This is a genomic window from Vibrio superstes (assembly GCF_003569005.1).
GTDB classification, from domain to species: domain Bacteria; phylum Pseudomonadota; class Gammaproteobacteria; order Enterobacterales; family Vibrionaceae; genus Vibrio; species Vibrio superstes.
Map to the genome: position 1 here is coordinate 1,509,910 of NZ_BCUR01000001.1, position 13,624 is coordinate 1,523,533.

General features: G+C 42.2%; 9 protein-coding genes. 3 read left to right on the forward strand and 6 right to left on the reverse strand.

Going from position 1 to position 13,624, the window contains the following annotated elements; translation table 11 throughout:
• Positions 1–62: 62 nt before the first annotated feature.
• Both D5I41_RS06465 and D5I41_RS06470 read right to left on the reverse strand, forming a co-directional pair.
• Positions 63–1,103: an HD-GYP domain-containing protein gene (locus tag D5I41_RS06465; protein ID WP_235868870.1), complete on the reverse strand. Its 1,041-nt coding sequence runs from the start codon at positions 1,101–1,103 to the stop codon at positions 63–65.
• Entirely contained in the window at positions 1,100–4,939 is a 3,840-nt protein-coding gene (locus tag D5I41_RS06470; RefSeq protein WP_119009074.1) for a PAS domain-containing hybrid sensor histidine kinase/response regulator, read from the reverse strand. The genes D5I41_RS06465 and D5I41_RS06470 overlap by 4 nt, the downstream gene beginning before the upstream one ends.
• 498 nt (positions 4,940–5,437) lie before the next feature.
• Here D5I41_RS06470 and D5I41_RS06480 point away from each other — a divergent pair, with 498 nt between their 5' ends.
• Positions 5,438–6,238, forward strand: a complete 801-nt coding sequence (locus D5I41_RS06480; protein WP_147094848.1) for a substrate-binding periplasmic protein — start codon at positions 5,438–5,440, stop codon at positions 6,236–6,238.
• Positions 6,239–6,510: 272 nt separating this feature from the next.
• Here the strand turns inward: D5I41_RS06480 and D5I41_RS06485 are convergent, their stop codons facing one another.
• From D5I41_RS06485 to D5I41_RS06500, 4 genes are all read right to left on the reverse strand, one after another.
• Positions 6,511–7,470 (reverse strand): transposase, encoded by a 960-nt coding sequence (locus tag D5I41_RS06485; protein ID WP_235868871.1) that lies wholly within the window; start codon positions 7,468–7,470, stop codon positions 6,511–6,513.
• 386 nt (positions 7,471–7,856) lie between these two features.
• Complete coding sequence (locus tag D5I41_RS06490) at positions 7,857–9,425, reverse strand: polysaccharide lyase family 7 protein (RefSeq protein WP_119009076.1); 1,569 nt, start codon at positions 9,423–9,425, stop codon at positions 7,857–7,859.
• A gap of 225 nt (positions 9,426–9,650) precedes the next feature.
• Positions 9,651–11,399 carry a polysaccharide lyase family 7 protein gene (locus D5I41_RS06495; protein WP_186811112.1) on the reverse strand — a complete coding sequence of 583 codons (1,749 nt, stop codon included), beginning with the start codon at positions 11,397–11,399 and terminating at the stop codon, positions 9,651–9,653.
• A 185-nt stretch (positions 11,400–11,584) separates the two neighbouring features.
• Positions 11,585–11,965: a DUF2750 domain-containing protein gene (locus tag D5I41_RS06500; RefSeq protein WP_119009078.1), complete on the reverse strand. Its 381-nt coding sequence runs from the start codon at positions 11,963–11,965 to the stop codon at positions 11,585–11,587.
• Between the two features lie 206 nt (positions 11,966–12,171).
• Here D5I41_RS06500 and D5I41_RS06505 point away from each other — a divergent pair, with 206 nt between their 5' ends.
• Together D5I41_RS06505 and dkgB are read left to right on the forward strand one after the other, a co-directional pair.
• Complete coding sequence (locus tag D5I41_RS06505) at positions 12,172–12,693, forward strand: lactoylglutathione lyase family protein (RefSeq protein ID WP_119009079.1); 522 nt, start codon at positions 12,172–12,174, stop codon at positions 12,691–12,693.
• Positions 12,694–12,815: 122 nt separating this feature from the next.
• The gene (dkgB, locus tag D5I41_RS06510; protein ID WP_119009080.1) at positions 12,816–13,619 is read left to right on the forward strand and encodes a 2,5-didehydrogluconate reductase DkgB; all 804 of its coding nucleotides are present in this window, start codon (positions 12,816–12,818) and stop codon (positions 13,617–13,619) included.
• The last annotated feature ends 5 nt before the right edge of the window (positions 13,620–13,624 follow it).

A 13,624-nucleotide genomic window follows, 5' to 3' on the forward strand; every position in this document is an offset into this window, starting at 1 on the left:
TTAACAGCAGATCTCGAAAGGGGTCTGCTGTTTTTTTACGACTAAAACAATAGTCAGTGAGCCTATAGATCTGAAAGGCGTTCTTTAATTGCGAGTATTTCTTGTCTGCGCTCGAGGAATAGGTCGACGAGTTTGGGATCAAAGTGTTCTCCCTTCTCATCATTGAGTAACGCAAAGGCATCCTCAACATCCCAAGCTTTTTTATAGGGGCGTGGAGAGGTAAGAGCGTCAAAAACGTCGGCAATCGCAGATATCCTTCCTACGAGGGGAATATCTTCTCCTTTCGTACCTGCGGGGTAACCCTTGCCATTAAATTTTTCATGATGTGTCATGGCTACTGTGTGGGCAAGCTTTAACACGGAAGAGTTATCTGGACCAAATAAAATGTCGCCACCAATCGTGACGTGGGTCTTCATTACTTCCCATTCTTCCTGCGTTAATTTGTCGTCTTTGAGCAAAATGCCATCGGGTATGCCTATTTTACCTATATCGTGCATAGGTGCCGCGTCACGAAGTAGGTCTGCATCGGTTTCACTCATTCCTGCGGCGATAGCTAATAGATGGCAGTAGTGCGCCATGCGCTGAACGTGCAAGCCAGTTTCATTGTCTTTATACTCTGCAGCTCTGCCAAGGCGGTGAATAACTTCGAGTTTAGTCTTGTTTATTTCCTGGGTTTGTTCTTTAACCTTTAAATAAAGCTCGCGGTTTTGGTTGGCAAGGGACAGGTGAGTTTTGACTCTCTGCTTCGCCACTAGTGGTGTGATTGGCTTGGTAATGTAATCAACAGCTCCAAGCTCAAAGCCTTTGATTTCTTCTTCTGCAGTGATCTTAGCGGTGACAAAAATGATAGGAATGTGGGCCGTATTCGGTTGGCTTTTTAGAATATGACACACCTCATAGCCGTCCATTTCGGGCATCATAATGTCTAATAAAATGATGTCGGGGGCTGGAACCATTTGGGCTATCTTTATAGCCAGTTTGCCGCTGTTGGCAACCTTAATTCGATAGTTGTCCTGAAAAGTGCCGGCCAAAACATCAATGTTTGCTGGGGTATCGTCCACGATTAAGATTGTTTGTTTGTCTTCCGCCATAATCTTTTTCATTCCTTAATTAGTTCTTTTAGCAACTTAGCCGCACCCTCATAATCAAAGTTCGACATGGCTTGCTTGATTGATCTTAGTTGCTGATGCATTGCTGTATCTAGTGGTGCAGAAAGTAATGATTCCATGATTTCTTGGGCCTCAAACTCGTAGGCTTCTATTGCCTTGAGTAAGCGGATCAATTGACTATCAATATCGATGGGCTCCAGAGAAGGTGTGATTTTGCTTTCTGCCGGTTGAGTGTTATTGAGAAACGCCTTCGCCAGGGTTAGGCTTTCCATTAACTGCTCTTTTAATGAGGCTACCTTTTGCTCAAGGTAGTCCCTATTATGTGGGTCTAATTGCAAATGAGCTTCTATGTCCGCTGCCGTACTGGCTGGACGGGACATGCCCAGAGTCGCTGCGAGTCCTTTCAATGTGTGTGCGGTTATTTCAACCTTAGGCAATTCATTTGCCTCTAGTGCTTGTTCTATTGAAGTTATCTGGTCAGTGCAGGAATCAATAAACTTGTTCAAAACGGTGGCGTAGAGTTTCTGATTGCCATTGACCGTGCCTAGCCCAAAGTTGGCATCGAATAACTCTGAGGGTATAGAAGGTGAAGTGGTTTGTGTGGAGTCCAGGTTATTAATAGTTTCCCCAGTTAGGTATTTACTTAATACAGACCGCAACTTATCTAAGTTTATAGGCTTACCAATATGGTCATCAAACCCTGCTAATCTAGCGCGCTTGATATCTTCATCCATGACATTGGCTGTCATGGCGACTATCGGTGATGGATAACCGGATTCTCTGAGTAACTTGGTGGCTTCATAGCCATCCATGATCGGCATTTGTATGTCCATTAAGACTAAGTCATAGTGATTATGTTCTATTTTGTCGATGCCTTGTTGCCCATTATTAGCAATATCAATCGCGATCTCGAACGGCTCTAGAATGCCTATCGCTAACTCTTGGTTTATTTCATTGTCTTCGACCAACAATACCCGAGCGTTAGGGAAGATAGTTTTAGATTCTATATTGCTCGAATTGAGAGCTTCAGACGTTGATATTTCAAACACTGCATCATAGATCTCATCGGGTAGTGATGGATTAGATACGCAACGCCAACCCGCGTTAAGGAAATCTTCGACTCGAGTGTCTTGATCCGTTGAAACTACGACATTAAGGCTTAACTTATTAGCAAACACCTTAAGATCGCTGATATTTTCAGCACAGGCCTTATCCACGGTTAGTAGCGTATTACGTTCTGCTCTATTGAGGTTAGCTTCTATTTCGTGGATTGACTCAAAGAAGGTGACTGTCGTGTTTAGCCCATCAAATGCCGATTGAATGAGTTGATTTGATAATGGGTTTTCGCTTTGTATCCAGAGATGATAGTTAGAGTGTTGTTTGATTGACTCCTGCCAATTTCCCTTTAATGTTGGGTCTACTTCTATAGTGAGGTCAAAGTAGAAAGTACTGCCCACATCTAACTCGCTTTCTAACTGCAAGGAGCCGCCCATTTTTTCGACGAGTTGCTTAGATATAGATAAGCCAAGCCCGGTTCCGCCAAAATTACGGGTTGTTGATGCATCAGCTTGGTGGAACGATTGAAACAGTCTCGATTGCTGTTCCTCGCTGATACCAATTCCTGAGTCAACGATACTAAACCTGATCTGCTGATGATTATCGAGATCATTCAACAGTAAAACCTTTACTACGACAGAACCTGTTTGAGTAAACTTGATGGCGTTGCCAGCAAGGTTGAGTAACACTTGAAATAAGCGAGTATCATCCGAGATTAGTTGTCTCTCTACTCTAATATCTATCTCGAAATACAGCTGGATAGATTTTTCTACTGCTTTAATGGAGCAGATATCGGCCAGCCTTCTCATTAACTCTCTTAATGAGAAGGGTTGTTTGTCCAGTTCAAGCTTACCCGCTTCAATCTTAGAGAGATCTAGAATATCGTTAATCAGATTGAGCAGGGTAGAGGACGACTGCTCTACCTTATTCAGATACCGGGCAACGGTTGGCTCTTGGTTTTTTGTAATTGCCAGGTGAGTCATCCCTATGATTGCATTCATTGGCGTTCGGATCTCGTGGCTCATATTGGCCAGGAATTGACTCTTGGATTGGTTAGCTTGCTTTTCTTTTATCCTAGATTTCTCCAACATAGTGGTTAGCTCAATCATGTCACTGACATCATAAGCCCAGAACAAAACGGCTTCTTTATCATTGAAGTGAGTTCGATAGTAGCTAACCCGACCGTTAAAGCGTTCGCCATTTTGTTTTAACAGCTCCATTTCTTTGTCTACAACGGCACCGTGAGCAACCAGTTCTTCATAGACCTTTGCTCTATCATTTGGTGAGCTGTAGATCTTAGATACGTCATAATCGTTGATGTCTTTTCTGGATATTTTGAACAGTTCGAGCGCCCTTGGGTTAGTGTATGCTGGATGGCTGTCTTGAATTATCGCAACGGCAATTGGTGAGGATTCTAAAATGTTGAGAAGCTCTTGTTGCTTATTGTTCAGCTCTTTGGTGCGACGTCCGATTTGCTCCTCAAGCTCTGCATTGGATTGCGTCATGATTTGATAAGAACGCGTACCTACTTTCAAAAGAAAGAAGGAGACGGAAACAATTAGGCTTATAGAGATAAGCAAAAAGGCGATTAATACAAAGCTTGTCGTCTGATAGACGCTATACACTTCTTTCAGTGTGATTTCCGCAACGATAGTAAAGCCGTATTTTGGAAACCACCGAATAGACGTCAGCATCTCTTGATTCTGGGCAGTGGTCAGTTTTTCGATGTTTTGGTCATTATTATTTGGATCTGATTTAAGGTTTTCTATCGTTTCCAGTAATTCCGTTGTAACCGAATTTGAAAGGATCTCATCCGTTTGTTGAGAAGGAGATTGTGAGCGACTATTGGTGATAATAAAGCCTTTATCATCGACTCCAAATACCCGACCGGTTTGACCTATTTTTGCGGCTCGAAAGTTTCGAGTAAAGCCTTTCCCTGGGTCAATAGTGAGGGAGAAAATCGCAAAAATCTCCTCATTTTCATCTTTCACTGGGTAAAGCAAAAACATGGAAGGGTTGTCATCTGATGCGGTTTGCGAGCTTAACTGACTGTGTAGTGGGGGAACAAGAACGATCTCTCCCTGCCAAGCACGCTTCAGATAGCTTGAAGAGGCGGTTTCTAATGAGCTAGAACGGCCAACATAATCATCGTTTGTAGACGCCAGAATGAGATTATTGTGGCCAATGAGAGTAAACCCGGTAGTAGAGGTTAGACTAATGCGACTGCTGACGTGCCGTCTTATGCGCTTCTGAATAGGAGAATTAAGGATGATCTCAGCCTTCTCATCTTCAGGGAAATCAAGGGTAGAGATATCGTCAAGTAGTTGAGCCAGAATGATAAAATTTTCATCGAGAAGAAGCTTTATGTTTGTGGATTTTTCACCTATCCATTCTTCAAGGATGATCTCGATGCCGTTTTGAGCAAGATCTAATCTACCGTTATAGGAGTTTAGGGTGTTGGCTTTTTCGTTTTTTATAACGACAAAAATACCCAGAGCCATACTGGCACAAACACCCAACACCAGCACACTAAAGAACAGCTTGCTTTTTCTTTGACCGAAGAATTGCTCATTTTTTTTTCTGAAAATGTGGTCAAAAATTGAAAGGACTAAAAGCAGCATGATTATGAGCAAAATACCCAAGCTGATCTCAGTCATAGGATTGATGGTGGCGTTTTCGTTAGCAAGTAGCGGCGTAAAGAAAATGCCGGCAAGCAATATTGATGCAATAAGGGTAACCTTTCGATAAAGAAACAGAGCGAATTTTCCTATCATTAGTTCTTAGAATCCTTTCTCTGTTTTTAGGGCGACGTTGTCCAGTTCTTGATGACTAGGGTCTGTTGACCTTTTGCGATTAAATTTTGCTCGACTAGAAACCATTTAATCAAGGCGAGGGGCTTGCCGCCTAGTCATCTAAGCAAAAGACGCTCAACGACGAGTAAATGGTTTCTAGTCGAGCCCTTCGGGTAGCGTTTGTTGGGCATTTCTACGGCGTTAGTCCCTTTTCATGTGGAACCACCACACCTAAAAGTGACTGCCTTGTTTAAATACCCAACAAATCGCTACAAAAATAAACTCAAAAGATCAACAGACCCTAGTAACGATATAAGATATTGACTTGAATACAAAAGGTTACCAATATGTTATAGCACCTTTAAACTACATCGAGTAGAAAAAATGCCTAGACTTAGTCTGCTACATCTCATTTTTGTTTTGTCCGGATTGTCGATCACATATCCTAGTGTGGCGAACGAGGAAATCCAGATTATAAAAATGACGCCAAAGCAATCAGAAGCAGACGTGTCTCATGATTATTTGGTACAGCTTGTTTCAAAATCGACAAAACTAGCTGAGCCACATTTTGGTCCAAGCAAGATCGAATTTATGCCAATTATGTTGAGTCAAGATAGGGTCTTACAGTTGTTGGGAATTGGTGGAGTGTTAGACATTGTAGCCTCAGCGCCAACTGATGAGAGAGAGTCATCCTTTCTGTCTGTTAAAGTTCCTATCTTCATGGGTTTACTGGGATATCGGATGATGATTATTGCTCCTAGTAAGCTGGGGATTTTTGAAAGCATCACCAAGGAAGAAGAGTTAAAGAACCTGATAGCATGTCAGGGGACGGCATGGCCAGATGCGGACATATTGGAGGACAGCGGTTATAGAGTGCTTCGGGTTACGAAATTTGAGCAAATGTTCGAGAAATTGCATAGCGGTGAGTGCGATTATTTCCCTAGAGCGATTACCGAGGGTTATGGAGAGCTTGAGTATTATAATGAAAACAACCCGGATAAACCGCTGGCTAAATTTGATTCAATCTTGATTCATTATCAAGTGCCACTGATGTTTTATACCAGTCATAATAACTACGAACTAGCCGCAAAAATTCAGTACGGTATGGAACAAATGGTTATAAATGGTGAGCTTGAAGCGCTCCTGAAAACCCATCCTGTCACTCAATCTGCTTTCCCATTATCAAAATGGGACAATGCCAAGATCTTTAGTGTGCCTAATAAGCGACTGCCTAAATCTGTACCTACCTTCAATAAAGCAATGTGGTTGAGTTTGGACTGATAAGCCTTGATGCTCGCCTTTTTATTAAACAGGATAATGTCAGATTTATGATTCCCCCTTTTATGGGGACACACACCAAACCGCGAGAGAAATATCCAGAGTGTACTAAAGGCCCAAATTAATTTTAGGACAGTCTAATTAACACAATAACTTAAAGATTGGTGGGGAGTGGAACTGTCGGACACATTTAATAATGTAACGAGTTATTGTTGATGTGTTCTTGAGTGGCTGCATCTGGCATTTTTTGGGGATTTCATGGAAAGTACAGATAATTAGTCAAGTGAGTAGATATGTATCTTTGTTTTTCCAAGGTGATGTTTGATTGTTTGGGTACTGACCGGCCTGCCTATCGCAGTAGCTGTTGAGCTTTCTAGCATAGTACAGACCCTGAACCATCTTTGTTGAGTGAAATTCAGGCGTTCTAGTATCGGTGGTAGTGAATCGTCCATTGATGCCTTATCTTTCCTAAACTGTCGAGCGGTCCAGTCTATAAGGCATAAATAATCGAGTAACTTTATTGGAAGATACTCAGAACTCTTTTTGTTTGAGTTGCCTATTAAAGGGCAGAGGTGAGATGGCGTAATAATGTTTTGCTTAAAGGCATGTAGGCGAGCCCTGACGGAGGTATGTTCTGATTGTTCTGGAGTATCAGCAATGCCTGAGCGAATAGGATTTAAGTCGACGTAGGCCATTGCGGCAATAAGAGCTTTTTCATCCAGAAGAGCTTGGCTTTTGAATCGGCTTTCCCAAAAATGCCCTTTGCAATTGTCTTCTTGGTTCGCTCGACACGCGATATCGTAATTAAGCTCTTTCATAAACCAACTCAGATTCCATAGACGATTTCGCCAAGATTCAATCAGTTCAATACATCTCATTTCCTCTGCTGCGGAGGTCAATTCATTGTTTTTCCAACGTTTAATCAGCTCTGGAAGGGAATGATTTAATCCCCAGCGCCTAACAACTTCTTGAAGCGGAAGTTTTACAGCCTTGTTCATATTAATATGTAAAATCAGGTGATAGTGATTGCTCATGATGGCATAGGCACAAATATCGATGCAGTAGGCTAGTGCTAAGTCTTTTAACTTTTGTTCAATCCAATCTCTACGATGCTCATAACTGATGTTTGTCTTCTTTTCTGTCCCGCATCGGAAACTTTGGCGCACACAGCGAGAAACGCAATGGTAATAAGGGGTTGCTTCTACCGCAACAAGTTGTTTTCTTGCTGTTGTCATTAGGTACCCTATCAATATTGAGATGGCTTAGTAGGAATAGTGCATTTCAGTGCAAAGAGTCATTGATAAAGGGGAAAAAGCAATAAAACCATGCTTCAGGTGGTACTTTTGGGTGAGGGAAATGAATCTGAAGCTAACTCAGCAATATCGAATGTAGTTATAGATCTATGCCTAATAACTGCTGAATTAGGGTGTGTGTCCCCAAAATTTAGTACTTTTGGGTGAGAGAAATAAATCTGAAGCTAACTCAGCAATATCGAATGTAGTTATAGATCTATGTCTGATAACTACTGAATTAGGGTGTGTGTCCCCTAAATTTATAAAGCTCATATAAAAAAGAACCCCACTTAAAAGTGGGGTTCTGTGTTTGGACTCAGATAAAAGTCTTATTTAGCTTGGTAAGTATCGTGAGATACGTCTAGCTGGTAGAACGTTGCTTGTGAGTAATCGTCTAGGTCGCCAGAGATGTTTTGGTTGTAAACACCTGCTTTGAAGTACATGTACTTGCCACCAACGTCATAGCCACTATCGCTCATGTCAACAACTTGAACTACGTCGTCATGACCTTCACGCATAAGGCTAACAGTCATAGTGTTGCCTTTAACTTCAATGCGGTAGCTGAATTTCTCACCAAGAGCGATACCATCTTCACCAACTTCAGCAGTCAAGTCGCCAACTAGAGGATAGAAATCTTCTTTAGTTGCGTCTTGGCTTTCGTGTGCGAAGTAAACAGCACCTGTTGCTTGGTTTGGCAATTTACGGTAGTACAAACGAATTGGCTCATCGTTTTGGTCGTGAATCTGACCAATGATGAAGCGACCTACTTCGTTTGCTGCACCAGTGGTGGTTGCGTGGTCAATCTTCAATGTTGCTTCTAGAACACCGTCAATACCAGCAGCTGCTTCTAGGTCTGCTTTAGGTGCGCTTGAGAATACCCAGTTGTTCTTGTTAACACCTTTGGTTTTAATTGACTGGTCGCCACGACGCATCATTTCACGTAGTTCAGTACGAGCGTACTTGGTGTTTTTAGAAGTACGAACACCTTTAACGTAAGACTTGAATACTAGGCCGCCGTCATCAGCAGTGTAGAAAATTTCTGGGTGTTGGTAACCGTTTGCAAGGTTCCACTCTGAAACGTCATCTGGCTTGCCGTTTTTGTCATGGTCAAACGGTTGAGATAGGTACCAATGTGTCATGTCGAAGTTTTCGCTTGGCGCGTTGCCTGCTACAGGTACAGCCGGTAGGCCAGTTACTGCTGGTAGAGCGCTACGAGTGTCACATTTAACCGTAGTTTCACAAGGGTATACCGCTGCTTCACCGAAGTTACCAGAGCGTAGGTCTTTGCGAGCTTCTTTAGCTGCTTTCTCTGCTGCTTTCATATCAGCAATCATTGCCGCTTCAGCAGCAACTACTGCAGAAGTAATGATTTGGTTTGATGGACAAGCGTTGATACCACAGTTTACAGCTGCTAGTTCAGTAACACTGTTCCAACCATTCTTAGTGTTGCCGTGTCCAACGTATCTTACGTATTGTGCTTTTACAGCAGGAGCAAATTGGAAACGCTCAAGACCGATTGCTAGGCCTGAACTCATTTGGTTTTCAAGTACCGTTGTCCAGTTTTCACCGTCTTCACTGAATTGGATATCAAAGTTGCTTTGACGCTCGTTACCTTTGCTGAATGCAATTTGTACAGCATCAAACTCTTGTACTGAACCGTAGTCCAGCGTTGCCCACTCACCGTCACCAGCTGAAGACCAACGTGTAGTCAGGTCTTGGTCAAATAAACGATCAGGACCGTTACCATCGTGGCTGCTTGCTGTGATAGCAACTGGCGTTAGAAGAGCTGCGCCAGTTTCTTTGTTGTTTGGAAATTCAGGAGCCGAAGGAGTAGAAGTACAGCCAACAGCAAGTAATACTGAAGTAGCTAGTAAGCTTTTTAGATATATATGTTTCATGTAACCATTCACCTAATGTTGTAAAAATCAACAATGTAATTTGTAGTATAAAAAGAGATTTGAATTATTTTTTGATGAAGAAAGCTTAGCTATCCGTGCTTCTACATCGCCTGATGCCTTTTCGAACCTGATTGCTCAACGCATTTACAAAATAAGGATACATAATTTAATAATACAAATGTAAGTGAATGTATGTAAATGCGATCAAGGTCTAATTCGAATGCTCTAATAGTGATCTATGTTCAAAGAACTGAAGCTAACGTCGAATATTTGACCAGGGTATTCAGGTTTGAATTGCGGATAGATACCGGCCTTGAAGTAAAAAGCAATAGCTGAAGATGTCCAATCAGATGATAAAACCACCGTGTCACCATCTTTGTCTATGTAGTTTTGACCCCAAGGTATTAAGTGGTCGATACGATTGCTACCGTCGGTATCAAAAGTGGCAAGATAAATGCCTTCTTCATTGGCGCGAATGGTGTAACTCCATTCTTCACCTGCCGCGTAGGTTCCAAGCTCAACACTGAATGGTTCACAGTGATTACAGTCTTGGTTATCTATTTCGTAATCATCGTTTAGAATGACTCTTACAGGTCTGCTATCACCTTCCCAAAGCAATTTAACTAAGGCTTGATTTATCTTCCAGCCATGTATCTGGCCCAATACAACTTTAGGCTGGCTGATGTTGGGATGCTGTTCGACTTTCAGTGTTGCATTTAATGTATGAGTAGAATCGCCAGTTCTCGTATCGTTTAGATACCAACTGGTGTCTTCATCACTGGTGCTACAGTCTGGATTATTGGTGCTGACAAATAACTCTCTCAACTCAGAGCGAATGTAGCTTGAGTTGGCTGTTGTGGTGCCGTATCCCATATCTGCTTTAAAGTGCATGCGTCCATTTTTAACACTGAAATAATCGAGACCAGTAGACTTGTCTTCTACGATCTCATCATTAGCTAGAATATCTTTTTCAGGGTAGTAGTCGCAGCGCTCAGGTGTAACCTCAGCGGCACTATCACCACCTTCAAAATAATAATCATCTTTGCTCGCAGGAATAGTCAGCTTCCAGCTGTCGATATCCCAATCGTAAGCAGTGTTTGAATCGCCTATTAAAACTTTGAGAGCTCGGAAGTGAGCTTCTGATTCACCATTTTCAAATTGATTGTACACCCCCGCTTTAAAGTAGCTCAGTAGGTGTTCCCAGTAAGAGATATTCAGATCAGCTTTGATAATGTCATTCACTTCAATAGCTAGGTTATTTTCTTGGACGATTAACTCAAATTTAGTGAATGACTCTGTGTCTGCTTCGCCAAGGTCGTATCGATCGTAGGCATTTTGGCATTCTGCCGAATCTGGGTCTGAGCCTTCTCCCTTACAATCGACAGCATTATTTTTTACAACAGCCCAGTAATGACCGTATTTACCGTCACGTTCAAGCTCGTAGACGACGCGCAAAAGAGGGTGAGGGATGTATCCCGTGCCATCACTGGATGTACCTTTATTGTGAATTTGTAAAAACGTGACTTGGTCTCGACTTGAAGAAGAGTCGCCCATAGCATCTTCGATGCCCGGCAGTTTCACCTCTGCAAGTAAAGTGCGTTTCTCATCTTCAACATTAATATCGAAGTTGTCTCTTTCTCGAACTTCATTGCGCATCGAGTAATTCGACATCTTAAACACAAGATACTGTGTATTTTCTTGAGCATAGAAGTAATCGTCATAGTACCCATAAAAGTCCCCGTCTCGCACAACAGTTTCTTTATTGGACGCGCTACCATAAGGATCTGACTGCTGTAAGTCTGAATTTGAGAGAATATCTTGATATTTAGTAATACTATATGGCGCAATTGGGTCGCCTGGCTCAGTAGGCACGTCAGGATCGGTTGACGGAGATTGTGGGTTAGAAGAACTGTCACCGCCTCCACAGCCAGTCAGTGCTGTAGCAAGTATCAATGCTAAAATTGATTTATTCATTTCCATGAGAATATCTGTAACAAAAAGTAATAACTCAGGATGTTATTTGTACTATTTTATGTCAATTCAATGTCATGGAAATTGTGAGCATATGCACAAAGGTGGCTGGGATATGTGAACGAGATTTAGTTTTTTGCATAAAAAAGGCCCATCTTTCGAAGGGCCTAAAAGAGGAGGGGCTTTGTTTATCGTTGAGCTTTGGACTCGCGTTTAACCAGTTCCATTTCAAACTCGTCAGGGTAAAGAACAATGCCCTCACCGTCTTGATCTGGGAAGACAACGAGAGAAAGTTCATCTTCCTCTAAGCCATGCGTCCAGCGGCTTTTCCATTTTGCGATTGAGATAGGTTCAGCAGTAAACCCTTCCCACTCTCCGGTAGCCCAAAGCAAAGCATGCTCTTCTGAAGGCCAAACTGGAACACATTCTTCTTCTTCAGTGTTTAGCATGACACTGCCGTGCTCATCAATTAATAGCCAGATTTTCTTGTCGTTTACCGCAGTTTTAAAGAATAAATTAAAACGCTCTGATGGGTCTTTTGGAACACTTGGAGTAGTAGCAGAAGTCATTGCATGCCTTTGATGTATAAGTATGTCCTAGACAGTATAACCTTGTGCAATTGAGAGCGCGAGATGTGGATCCCTTTTTAGACTAAAGACATTGATTGGGTCGGGCACTAGGAATGAGTAAATAACCCGTTTAATTGAGATTGATAATTCGGAAATCGGGTCATGTACGTCTACAGTTAATCGACTTATCAAAAGGAAGCCAATACATGATTACTCCTCCGAATACAAACCATACCTATCCACGTTCATTTAGTCATATCGGTATATCCGTCCCCGATCTTGAAGCAGCAGTTAAATTTTATACTGAGGTGTTGGGTTGGTATTTGATTATGGAGCCCACAGAAATAGTGGAAGATGATTCAGCAATCGGTGAAATGTGTACTGATGTATTTGGTGCCGGTTGGGCTTCATTTAGGATTGCTCATTTATCAACGGGTGACAGAATTGGTGTGGAATTATTCCAATTCAAGAATCAAGAAAATCCTGAAGATAACTTCGAGTACTGGAAGACAGGTGTATTCCATTTCTGTGTTCAAGACCCAGATGTAGAGGGCCTAGCAGAGAAAATCGTTGCTGCTGGTGGCAAGAAACGTATGAAGGCACCGCGTTATTATTACCCTGGCGAGAAGCCATTTCGTATGATCTATATGGAAGACCCGTTTGGTAATATCTTGGAAATTTACAGTCACAGTTATGAACTTCACTATGCGAGTGGGGCTTATAAGTAAGCTGGCGGCTATTAGTCACTAAAACGAAGAAAAATATGAGAGGTTGCGCCTGACGGAGTGACCTTTTTTAGTTTTAATGGAGAGAAGCAACTCTAGTTTAACGATCAACATTAGGAGACAGCATGAAATCTATTCCTTTACTTGGTGCAGGCACCTACAGACTCAAAGATGGTGCAGGCTATGACTCGGTGAAGACGTCGTTAGAGGCAGGGTACCGTCATATCGACACCGCTCAGATTTATGGTAATGAAGAGGAAGTAGGACAAGCCATTTTCGATTCACCAGTCCCTCGAGAAGAGATATTCCTGACCACTAAGATTTGGATGGATAAGTACTCAAAAAGTACCTTTGCACCAAGCATTACTGAAAGCCTGGAGAAACTGAAAACAGATTATATCGATCTTCTTTTGATTCACTGGCCTCTAAAAGATGACGAAGTCGAAATGGAGGAGTACCTCCCTGAGCTTAAAGCGGTTAAAGATGCAGGTTTGGTTCGTCATATAGGGGTATCCAATTTTACTAACGCCCAATTAGAAAAGGCGATAGACATTCTTGGTGACGGCGAGATTTTTACCAACCAAGTTGAAGTGCACCCGTATTTGCAAAATCACAAGGTAGTTGATTTCTGTCAGGCGAATGGCGTGATCGTTACCGGTTATATGCCTTTTGCCTATGGTGATGTACTAAAAGACGAAACCATACAGGCCATTGCAAAGGATCATGATGCAACCCCAGCACAAGTGGTACTGGCGTGGATGCGTCAAAATGAGTTTGTCACCATTCCATCGTCTACAAAGAAAGCCAATATTGAAAGCAACCTTGAATCTGAGAAAGTGACGCTGTCAGAATCTGATATGGAGCGAATTGCTAAGCTAGACCGAGGTCATCGACTAGCTAGCCCAAGCTTTGCTCCTGATTGGGATTAATGATA